Annotated in this window: 17 protein-coding genes; 12 read left to right on the plus strand and 5 right to left on the minus strand. The window is 73.3% G+C overall.

The window, feature by feature from the left end; all coding sequences use genetic code 11:
- Window positions 1-19 precede the first annotated feature (19 nt).
- The 5 genes from ABTZ58_RS02270 (at window position 20) to ABTZ58_RS02290 (ending at window position 6,782) form a co-directional block, all read left to right on the plus strand.
- Window positions 20-1,609 (plus strand): PucR family transcriptional regulator, encoded by a 1,590-nt coding sequence (locus tag ABTZ58_RS02270; RefSeq protein WP_351349510.1) that lies wholly within the window; start codon window positions 20-22, stop codon window positions 1,607-1,609.
- Between the two features lie 155 nt (window positions 1,610-1,764).
- Window positions 1,765-2,607, plus strand: a complete 843-nt coding sequence (locus ABTZ58_RS02275; protein WP_351349512.1) for a nitrilase-related carbon-nitrogen hydrolase — start codon at window positions 1,765-1,767, stop codon at window positions 2,605-2,607.
- A 91-nt stretch (window positions 2,608-2,698) separates the two neighbouring features.
- Entirely contained in the window at window positions 2,699-4,084 is a 1,386-nt protein-coding gene (gene hydA / locus ABTZ58_RS02280) for a dihydropyrimidinase (RefSeq protein ID WP_351349514.1), read from the plus strand.
- An 11-nt stretch (window positions 4,085-4,095) separates the two neighbouring features.
- Window positions 4,096-5,118, plus strand: a complete 1,023-nt coding sequence (locus tag ABTZ58_RS02285) for a TIGR03842 family LLM class F420-dependent oxidoreductase (RefSeq protein ID WP_351349516.1) — start codon at window positions 4,096-4,098, stop codon at window positions 5,116-5,118.
- Between the two features lie 134 nt (window positions 5,119-5,252).
- Window positions 5,253-6,782, plus strand: a complete 1,530-nt coding sequence (locus ABTZ58_RS02290) for an NCS1 family nucleobase:cation symporter-1 (protein WP_351349518.1) — start codon at window positions 5,253-5,255, stop codon at window positions 6,780-6,782.
- A gap of 19 nt (window positions 6,783-6,801) precedes the next feature.
- Here the strand turns inward: ABTZ58_RS02290 and ABTZ58_RS02295 are convergent, their stop codons facing one another.
- Window positions 6,802-7,470, minus strand: a complete 669-nt coding sequence (locus tag ABTZ58_RS02295; protein ID WP_351349520.1) for a hypothetical protein — start codon at window positions 7,468-7,470, stop codon at window positions 6,802-6,804.
- 265 nt (window positions 7,471-7,735) lie between these two features.
- Here ABTZ58_RS02295 and ABTZ58_RS02300 point away from each other — a divergent pair, with 265 nt between their 5' ends.
- From ABTZ58_RS02300 to ABTZ58_RS02315, 4 genes are all read left to right on the plus strand, one after another.
- Window positions 7,736-9,562, plus strand: a complete 1,827-nt coding sequence (locus ABTZ58_RS02300) for a gamma-glutamyltransferase family protein (protein ID WP_351349522.1) — start codon at window positions 7,736-7,738, stop codon at window positions 9,560-9,562.
- An 89-nt stretch (window positions 9,563-9,651) separates the two neighbouring features.
- Complete coding sequence (locus ABTZ58_RS02305; RefSeq protein WP_351349524.1) at window positions 9,652-10,497, plus strand: inositol monophosphatase family protein; 846 nt, start codon at window positions 9,652-9,654, stop codon at window positions 10,495-10,497.
- A 181-nt stretch (window positions 10,498-10,678) separates the two neighbouring features.
- Complete coding sequence (locus ABTZ58_RS02310) at window positions 10,679-12,088, plus strand: phytoene desaturase family protein (protein WP_351349526.1); 1,410 nt, start codon at window positions 10,679-10,681, stop codon at window positions 12,086-12,088.
- Window positions 12,085-12,594, plus strand: a complete 510-nt coding sequence (locus tag ABTZ58_RS02315; RefSeq protein WP_351349528.1) for an O-acetyl-ADP-ribose deacetylase — start codon at window positions 12,085-12,087, stop codon at window positions 12,592-12,594. Before ABTZ58_RS02310 ends, ABTZ58_RS02315 begins: the two co-directional genes overlap by 4 nt.
- Before the next feature lie 16 nt (window positions 12,595-12,610).
- Here ABTZ58_RS02315 and ABTZ58_RS02320 read toward each other — a convergent pair whose 3' ends face one another.
- Complete coding sequence (locus tag ABTZ58_RS02320; protein ID WP_351349530.1) at window positions 12,611-13,444, minus strand: class II glutamine amidotransferase; 834 nt, start codon at window positions 13,442-13,444, stop codon at window positions 12,611-12,613.
- Between the two features lie 224 nt (window positions 13,445-13,668).
- On the opposite strand from ABTZ58_RS02320, the gene ABTZ58_RS02325 reads away from it, so the two are divergent.
- A complete protein-coding gene (locus ABTZ58_RS02325; protein ID WP_351349531.1) occupies window positions 13,669-16,341 on the plus strand; it encodes a winged helix-turn-helix domain-containing protein in 2,673 nt (890 codons plus the stop codon).
- 197 nt (window positions 16,342-16,538) lie between these two features.
- Complete coding sequence (locus ABTZ58_RS02330) at window positions 16,539-16,736, plus strand: DUF8691 family protein (protein WP_351349533.1); 198 nt, start codon at window positions 16,539-16,541, stop codon at window positions 16,734-16,736.
- A gap of 37 nt (window positions 16,737-16,773) precedes the next feature.
- On the opposite strand, the gene ABTZ58_RS02335 is transcribed toward ABTZ58_RS02330, so the two are convergent.
- The 3 genes from ABTZ58_RS02335 to ABTZ58_RS02345 all read right to left on the minus strand — a co-directional run bounded on the left by ABTZ58_RS02335 (window position 16,774) and on the right by ABTZ58_RS02345 (window position 21,458).
- Window positions 16,774-18,183, minus strand: a complete 1,410-nt coding sequence (locus tag ABTZ58_RS02335) for a DUF2252 domain-containing protein (RefSeq protein WP_351349535.1) — start codon at window positions 18,181-18,183, stop codon at window positions 16,774-16,776.
- Entirely contained in the window at window positions 18,180-18,854 is a 675-nt protein-coding gene (locus ABTZ58_RS02340) for a potassium channel family protein (RefSeq protein WP_351349537.1), read from the minus strand. The genes ABTZ58_RS02335 and ABTZ58_RS02340 overlap by 4 nt, the downstream gene beginning before the upstream one ends.
- 558 nt (window positions 18,855-19,412) lie before the next feature.
- Entirely contained in the window at window positions 19,413-21,458 is a 2,046-nt protein-coding gene (locus tag ABTZ58_RS02345; RefSeq protein ID WP_351349539.1) for a SpoIIE family protein phosphatase, read from the minus strand.
- 144 nt (window positions 21,459-21,602) lie between these two features.
- Here ABTZ58_RS02345 and ABTZ58_RS02350 point away from each other — a divergent pair, with 144 nt between their 5' ends.
- Entirely contained in the window at window positions 21,603-22,433 is an 831-nt protein-coding gene (locus tag ABTZ58_RS02350; protein WP_351349541.1) for an alpha/beta fold hydrolase, read from the plus strand.
- Window positions 22,434-22,581 lie beyond the last annotated feature (148 nt).

A 22,581-nucleotide genomic window follows, 5' to 3' on the forward strand; every position in this document is an offset into this window, starting at 1 on the left:
GAACAAGGGAACCCACACCATGACCATCACCTTGGATTCCCCGGAGCCGGCCCTGTCGGTCCGGCAGGTCCTCGCCCTGGAGCGGGTGCTCGCCGGGGAGCCCGAGGTGGTGGCCGGTGCCGGCCACCTCGACCGGCCCGTGCGGTGGGTGCACGTCGCCGAGGCCGCCGACGTCGGGGTCATGCTCAGCGGTGGCGAGATGGTCCTCACCACCGGGGTGCTGCTCGCCGGCGACGAGGACAAGCAGGCCGAGTACGTGCGCTCGCTGCACCGCGCCGAGGCGGCGGCGGTCGTCCTCGGACTCGGCCGGGCCTTCCCCTCCCCGCCGGACGTGATGCGCCGGGCCGCCGAGCGGTGCGGGCTGCCGATGGTCGTGCTGCACCGGCCCTTCCCCTTCGCCGAACTGACCGAGGAGGTCCAGTCCCGGCTGGTGCGGCGCAAGTTCGCCGCCGTCAGCCTCTCCGAGGCCGTCCGCACCGAACTCACCGCCCTCATCACCGCGGGCGCCCCGCTGCAGCGCCTGCTCGACGAGGTCGCCCGGCACAGCGCCTGCCCGGTCGTCGTCACCAACCTCGCCCACCGCGTCCTCGGCACGGCGGGGGAGCGCCCGGCCGTCGACGACGTGCTGCGCGACTGGGAGCGCATCGCCCGGCAGGCATGGGGGCACCGCCCAGGCCGCTCAGACACTGGGGGAGAGGGCGACGGCTGGATCCGGGCCGAACTCGGCGGGCGCGGGGAGCGCTGGGGCCGGATCGTGCTGTGCGGCTACCGCGGTGACACCGCCACCGGACGGCTGCTGGCCGACCGTGCCGCCGAGGCCCTCGTCCTGCACCGCATGCTCGGCGGCGCCGCCTGCTCCTGGGAGGAGCAGTCCGCGCAGGGCCTGCTGACCGACCTGGTCAGCGGCGTCGTACCGGCGCGGCACCTGCTGCCCCGGGCCCGGGCGGCCGGACTGCCGGTCAACCGGCGCACGTTCGTGCCGCTGGTCGTCCGCGACGGCGACGTCGCCCGCCTGGAACGGCTGCTGCGGCTGCTCGGTCTGTCCGGGCTGGTCGCCGAACTCGCCGATGGCGCCACCGCCGTGCTGCTCAGCCTCGCCCACGACCAGGACGCGGGCGCCCTCGCCACGCACTTCGCGACCCGGCTGCGCACGGAGTCCGGCACGGACGGCACGGTCGTCGCGGCGGCCGAACCCCGTCTCGCCTGGGACGACGTGCCCACCGGCCTGCGCGAGGCCCAGCACGTCGCGGACGCCGTCGCCGGTTCCTCCGCCGCCCTCGACCTGCCCCCGGTGGTCCGCCTCAGGGACGTCCACCTGCGCGGGCTGATCCGCCTGCTGCGGGACGACCCGCACGTGCAGTCCTTCGCGGAGCGGGAACTGGACGGGCTGCTGTGCGAGGCGGACGAGGACCTGCTGTCCGTGCTGCGCACCTACCTCGCCACCGGCCGCAACAAGTCCCGCACCGCCCAGCTCCACCACGTCTCCCGGCCGGCCCTCTACCGCCGCCTGGAGGCGATACAGGTCCGCCTCGGGGTGGACCTCGACGACTTCGAGCAGGCCGCCTCGGTGCACATCGCACTCCTCGCACACGACGCGCAACACCACTGAAACACGCAACCACCTGGGAAAACGGCGGTGAAACATGGGCCTTCGCGAGAGTGACACGGTGGCACGCCGCACGCCCCGAGACGTGACACGGTGCCACTCAAAGAGGACGTCCCGGCTTCCTAGGCTCACGGAACACCGAGCGACCGGAGGTCCCGATGAGCCGAGTGATCCGTGCCGCCGTCTTCCAGACCGCCTGGACGGGCGACAAGGAGTCGATGATCCAGGTCCACGAGCAGGCGGCCCGCGACGCCGCCGCGCAGGGCGCCCAAGTCCTCTGCTTCCAGGAGCTGTTCTACGGCCCGTACTTCTGCCAGGTGCAGGACCCGGCCTTCTACGAGTACGCCGAGCAGATCCCCGAGGGCCCGATCGTCCGTCGCTTCCAGGCCCTGGCGAGGGAGCTGGGCCTCGTCCTGGTGCTGCCGATGTACGAGGAGGAGCAGCCCGGCGTCCTGTACAACACCGCCGCCGTGATCGACGCGGACGGCACCTACCTCGGCAAGTACCGCAAGACCCACATCCCGCAAGTACGCGGGTTCTGGGAGAAGTTCTACTTCCGCCCGGGCAACTCCGGCTGGCCCGTCTTCGACACGGCGGTCGGCCGGGTCGGGGTCTACATCTGCTACGACCGGCACTTCCCGGAGGGCTGGCGGGCGCTGGGCCTCGCGGGTGCCGAACTCGTCTTCAACCCCTCGGCCACCTCCCGGGGCCTGTCCGGCTACCTCTGGCAACTGGAGCAGCCGGCGGCGGCCGTGGCCAACGAGTACTTCATCGGCGCCATCAACCGGGTCGGCGTGGAGGAGTACGGCGACAACGACTTCTACGGCACCTCGTACTTCGTCGACCCCGAGGCCCGGTTCGTCGGCGAGGTGGCGAGCGACAAGGCGCCCGAACTGGTCGTCCGCGACCTGGACCTGGCCAAGCTCCGCGAGGTCCGCGACCGCTGGCAGTTCTACCGGGACCGGGCGCCCGCCGCGTACGGTCCGCTGACGGACCTCTAGGGGCGCGGGGCTGTATTCGATATGCGGCTGCCGCCGCGTGCGCGCGACCAGCCACGACGAACCCGCACGTATCCACATTGAGGAGCGCCCGATGACCCGAACATTGATCCACGGCGGTCTAGTCATCACAGCTTCCGACGAAGTCCACGCCGACGTCCTGATCGAAGACGGCCGAATCGCCGCCCTGGCCGCGCCCGGAGTTCTCACCGCCGACCGCACCATCGACGCCACCGGGAAGTACGTCATCCCCGGCGGCGTCGACGCCCACACCCACATGGAGCTGCCCTTCGGCGGCACCTTCGCCTCCGACACCTTCGAGACCGGCACCCGCGCCGCCGCCTGGGGCGGCACCACGACGATCATCGACTTCGCCGTGCAGAGCGTCGGCCACGGCCTGCGCGAGGGCCTCGACGCCTGGCACGCCAAGGCGGAGGGCAACTGCGCGGTCGACTACGGCTTCCACATGATCGTCTCCGACGTCAACGAGGACACGCTCAAGGAGATGGACCTGCTGGTCGAGGAGGGCGTCACCTCCTTCAAGCAGTTCATGGCCTACCCGGGCGTCTTCTACAGCGACGACGGCCAGATCCTGCGCGCCATGCAGCGCTCCGCCGACAACGGCGGCCTGATCATGATGCACGCCGAGAACGGCATCGCCATCGACGTCCTGGTCGAACAGGCCCTGGCCCGCGGCGAGACCGACCCGCGCTTCCACGGCGAGGTCCGCAAGGCCCTGCTGGAGGCCGAGGCCACCCACCGTGCCATCCGGCTCGCGCAGGTGGCCGGCGCTCCCCTCTACGTCGTGCACGTCTCGGCGATGGAGGCGGTCGCCGAACTGGCCCGGGCCCGCGACGAGGGGCTGCCCGTCTTCGGCGAGACCTGCCCGCAGTATCTGTTCCTGTCCACCGACAACCTCGCCGAGCCGGACTTCGAGGGCGCCAAGTACGTGTGCAGCACGCCCCTGCGCCCCCGCGAACACCAGGCGAAGCTCTGGCAGGGCCTGCGCACGAACGACCTCCAGGTCGTCTCCACCGACCACTGCCCCTTCTGCTTCTCCGGCCAGAAGGAACTCGGCCGCGGCGACTTCTCCAAGATCCCCAACGGCCTGCCGGGCGTGGAGAACCGCATGGACCTGCTCCACCAGGCCGTCGTCGACGGGCACATCAGCCGCCGCCGCTGGATCGAGATCGCCTGTGCCACCCCGGCCCGCATGTTCGGCCTCTACCCCAAGAAGGGCACCATCGCGCCGGGCGCCGACGCCGACGTCGTGATCTACGACCCGCACGCCGAGCAGGTCATCTCGGTCGAGACCCACCACATGAACGTCGACTACTCGGCGTACGAGGGCAGGCGGGTCACCGGCCGGGTCGAGACGGTGTTCTCGCGCGGCGTCCCCGTCGTCACCGAGCGGGAGTACACCGGGCACGCCGGACACGGCGTCTTCACCCCGCGTTCGACCTGTCAGTACCTCAACTAGGAGTGGTGGGCATGGACTTCGGACTCGTCCTGCAGACCGACCCGCCGGCCTCGCGGGTGATCAGCCTGATGAAGCGCGCGGAACGCAACGGCTTCACCCACGGCTGGACCTTCGACTCCGCCGTGCTGTGGCAGGAGCCGTTCGTGATCTACAGCCAGATCCTGGCCAACACCACGAAGCTGAAGGTCGGCCCGATGGTGACCAACCCCGGCACCCGCACCTGGGAGGTCACCGCCTCCACCTTCGCCACCCTCAACGACATGTTCGGCAACCGCACCGTCTGCGGCATCGGCCGCGGCGACTCAGCGATGCGCGTGGCCGGACGCAAACCCAACACCCTGGCCCGGATCAGCGACGCCATGCGGGTCATCCGGGCCCTCGGCAGCGGCCGGGAGGCCGACCTCGGCGGCGGCAGCGTCGTCCGGTTCCCGTGGATCAAGCCGGACGCCGAGCTGCCCGTGTGGATGGCCGCGTACGGCCCCAAGGCCCTGAAGATGGCCGGCGAGGAGGCGGACGGGTTCATCCTCCAGCTGGCCGACCTGTACCTGACCGAGTACATGGTCAAAGCCGTGAAGGACGCGGCCGTCGCCGCCGGACGCGACCCGTCGGAGGTGACCGTCTGCGTGGCCGCCCCCGCCTACGTCACCGAGGACGACTCGCCCGAGGCGCTCGCCCACGCGCGCGAGCAGTGCCGCTGGTTCGGCGGCATGGTCGGCAACCACGTGGCCGACCTGGTCTCCAAGTACGGCGAGCACTCGGCCGCCGTCCCGGACGAACTCACCGCCTACATCAAGGCCCGCCAGGGTTACGACTACTCCCACCACGGCCGCGCCGGCAACCCGGACACCCGGTTCGTGCCCGACGAGATCGTCGACCGGTTCTGCCTGATCGGCCCGGTGGAGCGGCACGTCGAGAAACTGAACGCACTGCGCGAACTCGGCGTGGACCAGTTCGCCGTCTACGACATGCACGACGCGCAGGAAGCAGTGATCGACGCCTACGGATCCCGGGTGATCCCAGTCCTCAACCACTGACCCCTGTCGCGCACCCCCCGTCAACTCCCCCTTCCCCCGGCCCGGGAAGGGGGCGCAGGACGCTCCCGGGCGCACCCCCCGTCGGCATCACCCGCACGGCCATTCCCGTCCCACCTCCCGATTGGCCCGGCCCAATGACCGATACCGCTCCCACGGCCACCCCGCCGACCACCCAAGTCACCCTCGCCGACGGCCGGGTGGAGATCGCCCCGGGCGCCCCGGCGCCGAGCGGTCCCTACGCCAACGAGGACCTGCTGCCGGTCCCCGTCGCCAAGCGCACCTGGACCACGTACAACTTCTCCGCGCTGTGGGTCGGCATGGCCCACAACACGGCTTCCTGGACCCTGGCCTCCGGGCTCATCGCCGTCGGCATGGACTGGAAGCAGGCGGTGTTCACCATCGCCCTGGCCAACGTGATCGTGCTGATACCCATGCTGCTCACCGGGCACGCCGGACCCAAGTACGGGATACCCTTCCCGGTCTTCGCACGCGCCTCCTTCGGCATCCGCGGCGCCAACCTGCCCGCCGTCGTGAGAGCGCTCGTGGCCTGCGGCTGGTTCGGCATCCAGACCTGGATCGGCGGCGAGGCCATCTACTTCCTGGCCGGCAAGCTCGTCGGGACCGGCTGGACGGACGCGGCGGAGGTCGGCGGCTACGCCTGGACGATGTGGCTGTCGTTCGCGCTCTTCTGGGCGCTGCAGGTCGTCATCATCTACCGGGGCATGGAGACGATCCGCCGGTTCGAGAACTGGGCGGCGCCCTTCGTGCTCGTCGGCGCCTTCGTGATGCTGTGGTGGATGAGGGACAAGGCGGGCGGCTTTGGACCGCTGCTGGACCAGCCCTCGAAACTGGGCTGGGGCGCCGACTTCTGGACGCTGTTCGCCCCCGCCCTCATGGGCATGATCGGTTTCTGGTCCACGCTGTCGCTGAACATCCCCGACTTCACCCGCTACGGCAGGAGCCAGAAGGCACAGACCTGGGGCCAGGCCCTCGGCCTGCCGACCACCATGACGCTCTTCGCGTTCCTCTCGGTCATGGTCACCTCCGGCTCCCAGGCCGTCTACGGCGAGGCCATCTGGGACCCGGTGCAGCTCGCCGCCAAGACGGACAACACCGTGGGCCTGCTCTTCGCGCTGGTCACCGTCCTGGTCGCGACCCTGTCCGTCAACGTCGCGGCCAACCTGGTCTCCCCGGCGTTCGACTTCTCCAACATCGCGCCCCGGCGCATCAGTTTCCGCGCCGGCGCCCTCGCGACCTGCGTCCTCGGCGTGCTGATCTTCCCGTGGAAGCTGTACTCCGACCCGCAGGGCTACATCTTCACCTGGCTCGGCCTGGTGGGCGGCCTGCTCGGCACCGTCGCGGGCATCCTCATCGCCGACTACTGGATCCTGCGCCGCGGCAGGCTCGACCTCGCCGACCTGTACCGCCCGGGTGGCCGCTACTGGTACGAGGGCGGCTGGAACTGGCGGGCCGTCGTGGCCTTCGCGGCCGGCGGTGTCCTCGCCGTCGGCGGCGCCGGCTTCAAGCCGCTCGTCGACGGCCGTCCCATCCCGGCACTGGCCGACCTGGCCGACTACGGCTGGGCCGTTGGCCTGGGCACATCGATGGTGCTGTACCTGCTGCTGATGGCGCCGCGCGGCCGCGCGGCCCGCCGAGCCGGGTGAGCGCCGCGCTGGAGGGCGTTCAGCCCTTCTCGCTCTCCAGCGCGGCCACGGCCTCCTTCGCGGCCTTGATGGCGCCCTTGTTGACGGTGTCCGTGTCCGGCGCCTTGTTCGACTCGAAGTCACTGCCGTTGTAGGTGATCGTCACCAGCGCGTTGGAGGCGCGGGCTATCACGACGCCCTCGCGGGTCTGCTGCTTGTCCTCGGTGGTGAGGTTCACGACGGAGTACGCGCTGTCTCCCAGACCGGGGACGGCCCCGCCGCCGCTCCTCCGCTCCACCTGTTCCCGGTACGACCTCTCGGCCGCCTCGTCCGACGCCATCACCTCGTAGGACACGTCGAGCCACCGGTAGTCGTAGCCCTTGAGCGCGTTCCAGGAGCAGGTCCGGCGCAGCTTCGCGTCCGTGGACGGAATCTCCTTGCCGGCCGACCTGGCGCCCGGCACCAGCGACTCGATCGTCTTCCTGGCGACGCTCTCGCACGGCGCGGGCGCCGCCGCGTACGTCTTCGTCTCCGTCGACGTCGAGGGAGTGGAGGCGGACCGGGTCTCGGTCTTCTCCTCGGCCGGCCTGTGCTGGGCGGCCGTCGGTGCGGCGAGCGGACCGGACGACAGCGCCCAGCCCGCCGCGGCGAGCACGGCCACCGGCGACAGGCGTGCGGTCAGGGCCAGGGGAAGGGGTAGGGAACGCACGGCGCCCTTCTCGTGGGGGACGGACGGTGCGGAACGGGTCCGCACGGCGGACGGGGACGACAGTGTCACACGAGTCCCTGTGGGGCGGAAGTGCGAACTCGCTGCGTGGTGGCACGGTGACGGGGGCTCACCACGGACGCCTGTGATTCCGGTCGTTTGCGCGGTGAGTGGGGGATTCGCGCACCCGCTTCGGCCCGGGGTTTTGTCGGGGCCGCGACAGGGGGAGGGGACGAGTGGCGCACGACGACGAGAGGTGACGAGCCGCATGTTCACGTCCCGCCCCACCCTCCAGGGCACCTTCGGCATGGTCTCCTCCACCCACTGGCTCGCCTCGCAGACGGCGATGGCCGTGCTGGAGGACGGTGGCAACGCCTGTGACGCGGCCGTCGCGGGCGGCTTCGTGCTGCAGGTCGTCGAACCCCACCTCAACGGGCCGGCCGGTGAGGTGCCCCTGCTGTTCGCCCCGCCCGGCGGCGAGGTGCGGGTGCTGTGCGGGCAGGGCGTCGCGCCGGCCGGGGCGACCGTCGCGCACTACCGCGGCCTCGGCCTCGACCTCGTCCCCGGCACCGGACCGCTCGCCGCCGCCGTGCCCGGCGCCTTCGACGCCTGGGCGCTGCTGCTGCGCGACCACGGCACCAAGTCCCTCGACGACGTCCTGAAGTACGCCATCGGATACGCCGAGCACGGCCACCCGCCCGTGGAGCGCCTCGGCCAGACCGTCGAGACCGTACGGGAACTCTTCGAGACCGAGTGGACCTCCTCGGCGGAGGTCTATCTGCCCGGCGGCAAGGCACCACGCCCAGGGCAGCTGTTCCGCAACCCCGCGCTCGCCGCCACCTGGAAGCGCCTGCTCGCCGAGACCGCCGGAGCAGGGGACCGGGAGGCGCGGATCGACGCGGCACGGCAGGTCTGGCGCACCGGATTCATCGCCGAGGCCCTCGTCCGGCAGGCCGCCCGCCCCACCCTCGACACCAGCGGCACCCGCCACACCGGCACCCTCACCGCCGCCGACCTCGCCGCCTGGTCCGCGACCTGGGAGACACCGGCGACGTACGACTGGAACGGCTGGACCGTGTGCAAGCCCGGCCCCTGGAGCCAGGGGCCGGTCCTCCTGCAGCAGCTCGCCCTGCTCCCGCCCGAGCTGCCACCGTACGCCTCGGCCGACTACGTCCACCTCCTCGTCGAGGGCTGCAAGCTCGCCATGGCGGACCGGGAGGCCTGGTACGGGGACGCCGCGGACGTGCCGCTCGACGACCTGCTGTCACCCGCGTACAACACGGCCCGCCGCGCCCTCGTCGGCGAGCGGGCCGAGCACGGTCTGCGGCCCGGCAGCCCGGGTGGGCGCACCCCCCGCCTGGGCGCGCACGCGCGCGTGGCCACCGCCGCGCAGGAGGGCTTCGACGCGCTCGGCATCGGCGAGCCGACGGTCGCGAAACTCCCCGTCTCGCCCGTGCCCGGTGAACCGGAGATCCTCCCCGACGGCAGCACCCGGGGCGACACCTGCCACCTCGACGTCGTCGACCGCTGGGGCACCATGGTCTCGGCCACACCCAGCGGCGGCTGGCTCCAGTCCAACCCCGTCGTGCCGGAACTCGGCTTCCCGCTCGGCACCCGGCTGCAGATGACCTGGCTGGAGGAGGGCCTGCCCGCCACCCTCACCCCCGGCCGCCGCCCCCGCACCACCCTGTCCCCGTCGATCGCGCTGCGCGAGGGCGTGCCCGTCCTGGCGTTCGGCACGCCCGGCGGCGACCAGCAGGACCAGTGGCAGCTGCACTTCCTGCTGGCCCTCGCGCTGCGCCCCCGGGTCCGCGGCGGTCCCGACCTGCAGGGCGCGATCGACGCCCCGAACTGGCACAACGACGGCTTCCCCGGCTCCTTCTACCCGCGCGGCATGCGCCCGGGCAGCGTGACCGTGGAGGCCCGCACCGACCCGGCCGTCGTCGCGGAGCTGCGGCGGCGCGGCCATGAGGTGACCGTCGGCGCCCCCTGGTCGGAGGGCAGGCTCTGCGCGGTCGCCCGGGACCCGGAGACGGGCGTGCTGTCGGCGGCGGCGAACCCGCGCGGCATGCAGGGGTACGCGGTCGGCCGGTGACCGCCTCCCCGCGCCGGCGTTCACCGCGGCGCCACCCGGGGTGCACCCCGCGGGTGGGGATTGTCAGCGGCGCGTGTTGTGATGGAAGGGTGATCGACAGCAACGAAACCATCGAAGAGTTTCTCACCCGGCACGCCTCCGACGTCGAAGAGACGATCCGCAAGGCCGCGGCCACGGAGATCCTGCCGCGCTGGCGCCGGCTCGCCGCGCACGAGATCGACCAGAAGGCCGGGCCGCACGACCTGGTGACCGACGCCGACCGCAAGGCCGAGCTGTACCTGACCGAGGCGCTGGTCGCCCTGCTGCCCGGCTCGGTCGTGGTGGGCGAGGAGGCGGTCCACGCCAACCCGGCCTCCTACGAGGCGATACGCGGCGACGCCCCGGTGTGGATCGTCGACCCGGTCGACGGGACACGGCAGTTCGTGCGCGGCGAGGCCGGATTCTGCACCCTGGTCGCACTGGCCCACGGCGGCACCCTCCTCGCCTCCTGGACCTACGCCGCCGCCCGTGACCGGCTCGCCACCGCCCAGCGGGGCAAGGGCGCCTACCTCGACGGCGAGCGGCTGTTCGCCGGCGTCCCCGAGCCGGGCCGCGACCTCCGCGTGGCCACCTCCCACCCGGACTACACGACGGACGAGCAGAAGCACGCCCTGCTCGGTCTGCGCACCGAGGGCGTGGCACCGCGCGCCTGCGGCTCGGCCGGCCTGGAATACCTGGCCATCGCCCGCGGCGAGTCGGACGCCACGGCCTTCTCCTGGGAGGCGGCGTGGGACCACGCGGCCGGTCTGCTCCTCGTCGAGGAGGCGGGCGGCGCCCATCTGACCCTGAGCGGCGAGCCGTTCCGCATCACGGGCGGCAACGCCCTGCCGTTCACCGCGGCCCGGGACGCGGCCACGGCCCGCCGGATCGCGGGGCTGCTGGCGGGCGGAGGCTGACGAGCCCCAGTCGTCGCGTGGCGCGCACAGGCGGTGACCCAGCGTGCTTGGAGGAGGGTTGCCACCGTCGCGAACCGGTCGTCCCGGGCGGACATCCCCCGCGGCCGGTGACTGTCCGGCCCCGGGCATATCCTGATGCCCAGTGGCCATCGGCTGACGAAGGGGTCCGAAGGTGCCGTCGATGCTCGATGCGGTCGTAGTGGGTGCGGGACCGAACGGACTGACCGCGGCCGTGGAGCTGGCCCGGCGCGGCTTCTCCGTCGCCGTCTTCGAGGCCAGGAGCACCGTGGGCGGCGGAGCCCGCACCGAGGAGCTCACCCTGCCCGGCTTCCGGCACGACCCGTGCGCCGCGGCCCACCCCCTCGCCATCAACTCGCCGGCGTTCCGCGCCCTGCCGCTGGAGCGGTACGGCCTGGAGTGGCTCCACGCCGAGCTGCCCATGGCCCATCCCTTCCCGGACGGCACGGCGGCCGTGCTGTCCCGGTCGGTCGGCGAGACGGCCGCCTCCTTCGGACCGCGCGACGCCGGTGCCTACCGCAGGCTGGTCGAGCCCTTCCTGCCCAAGTGGGACACGCTCGTCCGGGACTTCATGTCCCTGCCGCTCACGGCGCTGCCCCGCGACCCGGTCACCCTCGCCCGCTTCGGGCTCACCGGCCTGCCCCCGTCGACCCTGCTGATGCGCCGCTTCCGCGACGAACCCGCCCGAGCGCTGTTCGCCGGGCTCGTCGCCCATGTCATGGCACCGCTCGGCGGGTTGGCCACCGGCGCCGTCGGCCTGGTCTTCGCGCTCGCGGCGCACGCCCGCGGCTGGCCGCTCGCCCGCGGCGGTTCCCAGGCGCTCTCCGACGCCCTCGCCGCCCATCTGCGCGACCTCGGCGGCGAGGTCCACACCGACTACGAGGTCAAGCGCCTCGACGACCTGCCGCCGGCCCGGGCCTACGTCTTCGACACCTCACCCACCGCCCTGGCCCGTATCGCCGGCTTCGGCAGTCACTACGCCGGCTACCGCTACGGACCGGGCGTGTTCAAGATCGACTACGCGCTGGACGGGCCCGTGCCGTGGACCGCGAAGGAGGCCCGGGTCGCCGGCACGGTGCAGATCGGCGCGGACCGCGCGGAGATCGGCGCGGCCCTGCGCGCTGCGTCCCGCGAGGGCCGGGCCCCCGACAAGCCGTTCCTCATCACGACCCAGCCGAGCGTCGTCGACCCGACCCGCGCCCCCGAGGGCAAGCACGTCTTCTGGGCCTACGGGCACGTCCCGCACGGCTGGACCGGCGACCTCACCGACGCCGTCGAGCGTCAGCTGGAGCGCTTCGCGCCGGGGTTCCGCGACCGCGTCCTGGCCCGCGCCACGGCCGGCCCGCCCGAACTCGCCGCCCGCAACGCCAACTACGTCGGTGGTGACATCGCCACCGGCGCGGCCTCCGGCCTGCAGCTCCTGCTCCGCCCGAAGCTCACCCTGTTCCCGTACCACACGCCCCACCCGGCGATCTTCATCTGTTCCTCGGCGACCCCGCCGGGCCCGGGCGTGCACGGCATGTCCGGACACAACGCGGCGAAGGCCGTGTGGAAGCGACTGAGGCAGACGTGACCATCATCGAGGCGGTCCAGGGCGACATCACCCGCGAGAGCGTCGACGCGATCGTCAACGCGGCCAACTCCTCGCTGCTGGGCGGGGGAGGGGTCGACGGCGCGATCCACCGGCGCGGCGGCCCGGCGATCCTGGAGGAGTGCCGCAAGCTCCGCGCCTCGCACTATGGCGAGGGCCTGGCCACCGGTCAGGCGGTCGCCACCACCGCCGGCGACCTCGACGCCCGCTGGGTCATCCACACCGTCGGCCCCGTCTTCAGCACCACCGAGGACCGCTCCCACCTCCTGGCCTCCTGCTACCGCGAGTCGCTGCGCGTCGCCGACGAACTCGGCGCCCGCACGGTCGCGTTCCCCGCCGTCTCCACCGGCGTCTACGGCTGGCCCATGGACGACGGCGCCCGCATCGCCGTCGAGACGGTCCGGGCGGCCGGCACGGCGGTCGAGCGGGTCAGGTTCGTGCTGTTCGACGAGCGGGCCCACGGGGTGTTCGCCGCCCGGCTGGGCTGAGACACCCCCGGGCGGCTCACACGGGCTGCGGCTCGAAGTGCTGCAGCAGGTCCCGGCCTGGCTGGACGACGCCGTAGCTGCTCTCCGGCACGGCGTTCCACACACCGGGGAGATCGCCCAGCGGCTCCGACACCACCAGGCGGGTGTCGTCGGAGATGTGCTTGAGGAACGCGAGGTCGGGGTGGAGGGCACGCACGTCCTCCACCCGGCTGCTGAAGTAGAGCGACCGCGAGTTGCCGCCGCTGGAATAGCGGAAGAACCACAGCCGCTCGCCGTCGGTCACCGCGATGGTCATCTGCAGCGGTTCCGCCACTGCGTGCTCGTCCCCCAGACGCTCGACGAGACCCGCCATCCGCGCCACCGCGCCCGGCGGATCGCCGTCGAGGCCGAAGGTGAGGGCCACGTGGAACATCAACTCGGAGTCGGTCGTGCCCTCCAGCGACGGGAACAGCCCCGGGTCGACGGTCAGCATCAGATCCCGGCGCATCGCGGAGAACCCGGTGATCGCCCCGTTGTGCATCCACATCCAGCGTCCGTGGCGGAAGGGATGGCAGTTGGTCTGCTGCACGGCGGTCCCGGTGGACGCGCGCACATGGGCGAAGAACAGCGGCGAGCGGACGTGGTCGGCGATCTCCCGCAGATTGCGGTTGCTCCAGGCCGGCCCGGTGTCGCGGATGACGGCGGGTGTGCGCAGGTGCCAGGCGTACCAGCCGACGCCGAAACCGTCGCCGTTGGTCGTCTCCACCCCCATCCGCGCGTGCAGGCTCTGGTCGATCAGCGAGTGCTGCGGACGGTAGAGGACGTCGTCGAGCAGCACGGGGGTGCCCGAGTAGGCGAGCCAGCGGCACATGGTCGGTACTCCGGTTCCGAGCCGCCGGGCGTGCCCCGCGGCTCCCTGGGCGGTGTGCGGGCACCTCAGTCGACCCCCGGACGCCACCGGGGCGCATCGCCCGCGACGGGTGGTCGGGCCGCCGCGATGCTCAGCCGCGGGCGTGCGCAGGGGAGTGAACGGAGAGATGCTGGCGGGACGAGGGACCGCTCATGAACCGGCGGACGGCACGCACTGGGGGCTTCATGGCCGTGACCGACGAGACCGATGCGGAGCCGGCGCCTGCCGGTGCCGACCCCGCGGGCGACCCCCTGCTGCGCACCCGGTTCGCACTGCCGCGGCGGCCCGCCACCTTCCTGCGCCGCCCGCGCCTGGTCCGGCACCTCGACCAAGGGCTCCACACGCCCCTGACCATGGTCAACGGGTCCGCCGGCGCGGGCAAGACCCTCCTGGTCGCGGACTGGGCCGCCGGTCTGCGCGAACCCGTCGTCTGGCTCACCTCCGACACCGCCGACCGGGCCCCCGGGGTCTTCTGGGCGTACCTCCTGGAGGCGCTGCGGGCCGCCGGCATCCCGGCGGCGGCCGAGGTCGGCTGCCCCGCGGGGGCCGGCCGCGTGGACCCGAGGACCCTGACCCGCCTCGCCGCCGGCCTGGAGCGGCGCGACCACACCACCGTCGTCGTCCTCGACGAGTTCGACCGCGTCACCTCCGCCGAGATCGCGCGGCAGCTGCAGTTCGTCCTGCACCACGCCGGACACGGACTGCGCCTGGTCCTGGTCACCCGCACGGAACCCCTGCTGCCGCTGCACCGCTACCGCGCCTCGGGCGAGATGACGGAGATCCGGGACGCCGAGCTGGCCTTCACCACCGCCGAGGCGCGGGAACTGCTCACCCGCCACGGCCTGCGCCTGCCCGTGAGCGCCGCGCGGGCCCTGGTCGAGCGCACCCGGGGATGGGCCGCCGGTCTCAGGCTCTGCGCGCTGGCCGCCCGGCAGGACGAGCACCCCGACACGTACGTCAAGCAGTTCGAGGCCGGCCGCAGCACCGTCGCCGACTTCCTGCTGGCCGAGGTGCTCGACCGGCAGGCACCGGACACCCAGGACCTGTTGCTGCGCATCAGCGTCCTCGAACGCTTCTGCCCCGACCTGGTGAACGCGCTGACGCTGCGCTCCGACGCGGAGTCCGTCCTCGCCTCGCTGCACCGCGAGAACGCCTTCGTCCACTATCTCGGACACGCCTGGTACACCCTGCACCCGCTGTTCGCCGAGATACTCCGCGCCCATCTGCGCGAGCGCTTCCCCGGCCTGGAGCCGGAGCTGCGCGGCCGGGCCGCCCGCTGGCTGCGGCGTTCGGGAGCCCTGCGGGAGGCGCTCGTCCAGGGCGCCGCTGCGGACGACTGGGAGTTCACCGCCCGGGCCGTCGTCGACGACCACGCGATCGGCCGCCTCTTCACCGGCCTGCGCTCCGAAGACCTCTCCGCCCTGTTCGCGGACATGGGCCCCGAGGTGAGGGGACCGGCGCCCGATCTGGTCCGCGCCGCCCGTGACCTGGGCCGACACGATCTCGTACACGGTGTGGCCCATCTGCGCCGAGCCCGGCGGGAACTGGCCCGTGACGGCGGGGAGCCGGCCCCGGCACGGTTCGGCCTCGCCTTCCTTGAGGCGCTCGCGGCCCGGCTGACCGGCTCCCCCGAACAGGCCGAGCACGCCGCCGAGCGGGCCCGGCTGCTGCGGCGGGAGATTCCGGCGGAGCTCCTCGACGAGCACCCGGAACTCACCGCCCTCCTCCTCACCCACCTCGGCTCCGCCCGCCTGTGGGCCGGACGGTTCGACGACGCCCGGACCGCCCTGGCGGCGGTCGCCTCCCAACCGGGCGGAGCGGTGCTGGCGCTGCCCCGCTGGGAGGCGCTGGGCCATCTGGCGCTGATCGACTACCTCACCGGCTGGCCCGGCCGTGCGGAGCACAAGGCCCTGGCCGCGGCCGGCGAGGCGGAGCGCCACAGCCTGCCCCGGCGGCCCGGTGACGGCCTCGTCGCCCTGGTCCTGGCAGCCGTCCGGCTGGACCGCAACGAACCGGACGAGGCCCAGGAGCTCCTGGCCGACGAGGCAGTCTGCCGCCCGTGGGCCGAGGACCCCGTGGCGCGGGCGGGGCGGGCCGTCGTCCGGGGCCGGCTGCTGCTGGCCCGGGGGGACGCCCGGGCCGCGCTGGCCGCGGCCGGCGAACCGGTCACCGCGGACGTGGCGTCCCCATGGGCGCGGGAACACAGCGCCCTGCTCGCCTCCGCCGCCCACCTGGCCCTGGGCCATCCGGAACCGGCCCGACAGGCCATCGACGGGATGGCACACCACCGGACCGCGTGTGCGGTCGAGGCGGCCCGGATCCGGCTCGTGGCGGGCCGGCCCGAAGAGGCGCTCGGCCTGCTCGACCGTCTGCCGGAGGACGGCAGGCCCGGCCCGGCGGTGACGGTCCGGGCCACGCTGGTCCGCGCCCGGGCCGCCCACGAGACAGGGGACCACGGCACCGCCGCCCGCCTCGTCGCCCGCGCCCTCCTGGACAGCCGGCGCGACCGACTACGCAGGCCGTTCCTGGAGGCCGGTCCCTGGATCCACCCCCTGCTGAGCACCGGCCGGCTGCGGGAGCTGGCCGGTGGCTGGCTCGTGCCCGGCCCGGCCCGCCACGCCGACGGGGAACCCGCCGCACCGGACCGGTCCCCGGACCTCGTCGTCGAGGAGCTGAGCGCCCGGGAACGGGACGTGCTGCACCGCCTGGCCGAGATGCTGTCGACGGAGGAGATCGCCGCCGACCTGAACGTGTCGGCGAACACCGTGAAGACCCACCTCAAGAGCATCTACCGCAAGCTCGGGGTGAGCCGGCGGGCCGAGGCGGTCCGCCGTGCCCGCGAGGTGCGGCTCCTGTGAAGCGGCCCCGGGTCCCCGCTCGGCGGTTCCACCACGGTGCGGGACGACCCGCTCGACCTCGTCCGCGGCACCGAGGCGGCGCCGTGCCACGGCCGCGGTTCACCTGCCCCGGGTGAGGACGGCCGGTGCCGCGGGGTGGAGCATGACCGGAGAAGGGCGCGCACCGCACACCCCAGGCGTCCGGGGAAGGGCAGCCCATGCGCTATGAGATCCGCGTCGAGGGACAGATGTCGCAGACGCTGACCAAGGCCTTCCCGGAGCTGGACCACGTCGTGATGGCCGGGCAGACCGTGCTGTTCGGCCCCGTCGTCGACGAGGCCCAGCTGTACGGGCTGCTGATTCGCTTCCAGTCGCTGGGGCTCGAGGTCGTCGAGATGCGCCGGCTCCCCGAGTGAGCCGGACCCCGAGTGAGCCGGACCCCGGGCGCGGCGGTCACCGGACAGCCGTACGGATACGGCCGGAGCGGGCGGCGGCGCCGAGCGCCTCGAAGTCCCGCCGGTTCCGGTCTGCATAGGCCTGGGCGAACGTGGTGAGGGCGCGGTCGAAGCGGTCGCCGCCGCCCAGGTACGCGGCGATGGCGACGGGGTCGCCCGAGCGGGCGTGGGCCCGGGCCAGACTCGCCCCGCACAGTCGCGCGAAAAGCCGGAGCAGGCCGGGGTCCATGGTCTCCGGCCGGGCGATGCCCTTCCAGTCGCGCAGCTGCCGTACGTAGAAGTCCCGCTCGCGGCCGTCGAGGCCCACGGCGTGCGTCCAGCCCAGCAGGATGTCGCTGGTGGTCTGGATCAGCCGCTGCCCCGCCACGACGCGGTGCCCCTCGTTGTCGTAGCCGACGCCCCCGGTGTGGGCGGCGAGGACCGACTCCTGCGCCTCCTTGGCCTGGAGCAGCAGCGGGTCGTCGTCGTCCCGGCCGAGCAGGAGCGCGATCCAGCAGTGGGTGCCGACGCTGCCCACGCCCACCACCTTGCGGGCGAGGTCCACCAGCCGGTAGTGGCGCAGCAGGTGCCGCCGCTCGGACGACAGGGAGCGGGCGTACCCCTCCAGGACGGTGCGCAGCTCCCGCTCCTGCTCCTGCGCCGGGGAGCCGGCCACGAGGTCGCGCAGGGGAGTGATCAACGGCGGGTCCGGTGCGATCCGCCGGCCCTCGCCGGTGGCGGTGGTGAGCGCGGCCAGGGCCTGCAGGTGGGTGCGGGTCCGGGCCTTCGCCGTCGCCCGGGCGGTGCGGCGCCTGGTCTCCTTCGTCATCGAGGCGGCCATCAGTTCGCGCAAGCGGTCGGCGTCGTCCTGCGCGTACCAGATGTCGAGGACGCGCATGCCTGCGAACCGCCGCATCCGCCGCCGGTAGGCGCGTACGCACGCCGCCACCGCGCTGTCCTGCTCCCCGGGGCCGAAGCCGTTCGCCCGGGCCGCGATCGCGACACTGGCCGCGAGCCGTTTGACGTCCCACTCGAAGGGGCCGGCCAGGGTCTCGTCGAAGTCGTTGAGGTCGAAGACCAGATGGCGCTCGGGCGAGGCCAGCAGGCGGAAGTTCAGCAGATGGGCGTCGCCGCAGAGCTGCACCCGAAGCCCGGTGTCGGGGGCCGACCCGAGATCCGCCGCCATGACCGCCGCCGCGCCCCGGTAGAAACGGAACGGCGATTCGAGCATGCGGCCGTAGCGGACAGGCACCAACTCCGGTACGCGCGTGGCCGACTGACGCTCCACCACCTCCACCGGATCGAACCGCCCGGGCCCCGTCTCGAACCGGCCGTGGGAGGAACGCGGCGAGCGCCGACGGGCGTTGCGGCCTTCGGCGGCGCGTTCGGCGGGGGACAGGAAGGGCGGGGTGGAGGCTGTTGCGGTCATTGTCCGGCCCTCCGGCCGCGAGGGAAGTCGTCCGCCGGCTCCCGGCCCTGCCGGCGCAGTCCCGCCCGCGCCGCGCCCGCGAGGATCTTCGCGGCCACGCCCACCAGCAGCAGCCCGCACAGCATCTGGCTCATCGTCAGGACCCGTCCGGTCTGGGAACGGGCCACGATGTCGCCGTAGCCGACGGTCGTGAACGTGGTGAGCGTGAAGTACAGGGAGTCCGTCTTGGTCAGCGGCTCGCTGAACGAGCCCGGCGCGGTGTGCTCCAGCAGGAAGTAGGCGGTCGCGAAGAGCAGCAGGAACAGCGCCACCGTCGTGGCCAGGGCCTCGACCGCCTTCAGCCGGGGCCAGGGCGAATCCACGATGGCCCGCACCTCCCACCAGAAGACCGCCACGACCAGCAGCAGCCCGCACACGAGTACCACCGAGGCACCGCTCGTCAGGTGTCCGTCCAGGGGCAGCAGGTAGTAGACGGTGACGAGCCCCGCCGCGATGAGGACCGCGCGCCCGAGCGCCGCGCCCGCCGCCCGCCGCCGACGCGACGTCCGTCCCCGCGGCTCCCGTGCCTGTGGCTCCCGTCCCTGCGCGTCTCGTGTCCGCGGCCCCCCGCGCGGCTCCCGCTCGGGCGGAGGCCGGACGGCACCGGTCCGGGCGGTCGGTCGGTCCTTCATCGCTGTCTCCCGCTCCTGTGCCCGGCACCGGGCGGCCGGCCCGCCATCCCCCCCCCAGCCTCTCCACAGGTACGGCGCGGACGGATCACCCGCCGGGGGTGACCCGGTGCCGTGGCGACGCGCGGGACGCCGGCCCGATCCGTCCCCGCGTCGGCGGTCTCGACCCGCGTGCCGGGCATCCCGCCCTCGATCCGGCCGGGAGGCGCCCCTGCGCCTCGTGGCGGTCCCGACCGGCCCGCACCTGCCGGCCGCCGGGGCCTTCCGGGTACGTCGAGACGGTCGAGACGTTCGCCCGCCGCCGGGCACGATCACCCTTCCCGGGTGAGGCACCCGGGCATCCGCCCCCGCACGCTGGAACGGCTATGGGGCCGATGCCGGGCGTGTGCCCGGGACGGAGGAGCGACATGGACGCGAAGACCCACCTGGCGTACGACTTCCCGCTGTCCGTGGTGATGATCGCGATGTCGGCGTTCATCATCCGGGCCCTGTGCGCCGACAGGCGCCAAAGCGGCTCCTGACCTCCGCCGTCGAGCGCGCGGGCGACCGGGGCCCGCGCGCTCAGACGCGCCGGCGCACCAGCAGCAGCGCCACGTCGTCGTCCGGCTCCGGACGCAGCGCCCCGAGCAGGTGGTCGCCGGTCCGCTGCAGGTTCGGCGTCGCGCTCCCCAGCAGACGGGTCAGCGTCTGAAGGCCGGTGTCGATCGACTCACCGCGGGTCTCCACCAGCCCGTCGGTGTACAGCGCGAGCGTGGTGCCCGGGGCGAGCTCCACCTCCACCGTGCCGAACTCCACGCCGCCCACCCCGAGCGGCACACCACCGGGCACCTCGACGAGGCGGGCGGTTCCGTCCGGCCCGACGAGCACGGGCGGCAGGTGGCCGGCGCTGGACAGCTCGCAGACGCCGCGCTCCAGGTCGCAGACGGCGTACACGCAGGTGGCGATCGTGTCGCCGAGCGAGCCCGTGATGTCGTCGAGGTGCCGCAGCAGCTCGGCGGGCGGCAGGTCGAGCCGGGCCAGAGCCCGGGTCGCCGTGCTCAGCTGGCCCATGATCGCCGCTGCCTGGACGCCCTTGCCCATCACGTCCCCGACGACCAGCCCGGTGCGCCCCGGCCCCAGCCGCAGCACGTCGTACCAGTCACCGCCGACCTCGCTGAGGGCCGGACGGTAGCGGGCGGCGATGTCGAGCCCTTCCTGCGCTGCGGGCGCCGCCGGGAGCAGACTGCGCTGGAGGGTCAGTGCGGTGCCGCGCTCCCGTCCGTAAAGGCGGGCGTTGTCGATGCAGATGGCGGCGCGGGCGGCGAGTTCGGAGGCGAGCAGCTGGTCCCGGGCGTCGAAGGGGCGCTCGTTGACCGTGCGGTACAGCGAGAGCGTGCCGAGCACCTTGCCCCGGGCCACCAGCGGCAGCGCCAGGTAGGAGTGGGCGCCGGCCTCCTGCAGGGCCCGGGCGGCGCGCGCGTCCCGGGCGAGGCGCCGCAGCATCCGGGAGTCCACGTGCTCGACCAGCACCGGGCGGGCGCTGCGCACACAGCGGGTGATGATCCGCGACGAGCCGTAGGTGGCCACCTCGCCCACCGGGTCGGCCGCGTGGATGGCGTCGGTGCGGTACCCGGCCGCGACGGCCAGCGCCCGGAACTCGGCCGGAGCGCCGCCCGTCACCGGCACGATGGTGCCGTGGGCGACCACCGACTCCAGCACGTCCACGGCGGCCAGGTCCGCGAGCTGCGGCACGACCACGTCGGCCAGCTCCCGGGCGGTCTGCCGCAGGTCCAGCGTGGTGCCGATCCGCATCCCCGCGTCGGCGATCACCGACAGGTGCTGGCGTGCCTGCGCGACCTCGGCCGCTGCCTGCTGGCGCTCGGTGACGTCCAGCACGGCCATGGCGAGGCCCAGCACCCGCCCGTCGATGTCCTCGATGCGGTGGTACGACTCCGAGTAGGCCCGGTCCTGCGCGTCACCGGCCGTGCGGCCGACGGTCTGCTGGTCCAGCAGCGGGCTGCCGGTCCGCAGCACGTGCCGCATCCGGGCCTCGATGGCCGCCGTGTCCAGGCCGGTCAGCACCTCGCCGATCCGGCGCCCCAGCAGGGCCTCCTCGGGCACGCCGTTGATCCGCTCCAGCGCCGGGTTGATCCCCACCCAGCGCAGGTCGTTGTCGAAGACGGCGATGCCGAGCGGGGTCTGGTTGACGAGGCTGTGCGAGAGGGCGAGGTCCCGCTCCACCTTCCGTACCGTCGTCGCGTCCGTGGCGAGTCCCAGCAGATGGGGCTGCCCGTCGGGGTCGAGGAGCCGCATCGTGCGGAACTCCACGGCGCGTGCCGTACCGTCGCGGTGGCGCAGCGGGAAGACACCGGCCCAGCGCCCGCCCGCACTGACCTGGGCGAACAGTTCCCGCCCCCGGGCCCGGTCCGCGGGCGCGACCAGCAGGGTGTCGGCGCGCTGCCGCAGTGCCTCCTCGGCGCTCCAGCCCAGCAGCTGCTCGATCTCGGGGCTCCACAGGGCAATGTGCCCGGACGCGTCCAGGACGACGGCGGCGACCTTCAGCAGGTCCAGCAGCGCGCCGGGGGCGCCCGCGACGGCGTCGGGGTCCGAGGTCGCATAGCCGCTCATGCGAGCCGCTCCTTCCGGCGCGGCAAGAGGTACCGCCGAATCCGTTTCAGGCCGTCCGATGAGGTCACAGTACGGTCGGCGGCGCGACACTGTCGCGCCGAAATGACAAAAAACCGTCGTCATGGAGAGCGAGAGGACGCCGTCTTGAGTGACTGGACGTTACGCGAGGAGCTGGCCACCGCGTCGGGCGCCGTCCGCTGGGACCGGTTCGGGGACCCCGGTGGCGATCCGGTCGTGCTGCTGCACGGCACGCCCTTCTCCTCGTACGTGTGGCACGAGGTCGCTCCCGCGCTCGCCGCCGCCGGGCACCTGGTGCACGTGTGGGACATGCCGGGCTACGGCAGCTCCGAGATGCGGTCCGGCCAGGACGTCTCCCTGGCCGTCCAGGGCCGGATCCTCACCGAGCTGCTCGCCCACTGGGGCCTGGCGGAGCCGTCCGTCGTGGCGCACGACTTCGGCGGCTGCGTGGCGCTGCGCGCCCACCTGCTGCACGGCGCCCGCTACCGGCGGCTCGCGCTGGTCGACGCGGTGGCCCTCAGGCCCTGGGGCACCGACTTCTTCCGGCTCGTCGGGGGGCACAGCCACGTCTTCGAGCAGCTCCCGGCGGCGCTGCACCGGGCCCTGGTGCGGGAGTACGTCGCGTCCGCGAGCCACCTCGGTCTGCGCCCCGCCACGCTGGACGCGCTGGTCCGGCCGTGGACGGGGGAGAGGGGTCAGGCCGCCTTCTACCGCCAGATCGCGCAGGCCGACCAGCGCCACACCGACGAGATCCAGCCGCTGTACCCGACGCTCGACCTGCCCGTCACGGTCTGCTGGGGCGCCGAGGACACCTGGGTCCCCCTCGCCAAAGGGGAGGAACTGGCCGGCCTGATCCCCCGCGCCCGGCTGGTGCGCGTCCCGCGGGCCGGGCACCTCGTGCCCCTGGACGCGCCCGCCCGGCTCACGAGTGAGCTGCTCGCCTTCCTCCGGAGCTGAACCGCAGGCGCACAGGGCGGAATCCTCAGGACCGCACAAAGTCCGACGCGGTCATTGCTTCGGTTGTGTTCGGGTCCTAGGGTGTGCCTGCTCAGCAGTTGCTCCGTCACCGTCAGTTGCACATGTCCCCACCGAAACACCCATCGCG

Origin of the sequence: Streptomyces sp. NPDC094143, assembly GCF_040303825.1 — a bacterium.
Classification (GTDB): Bacteria; Actinomycetota; Actinomycetes; order Streptomycetales; family Streptomycetaceae; genus Streptomyces.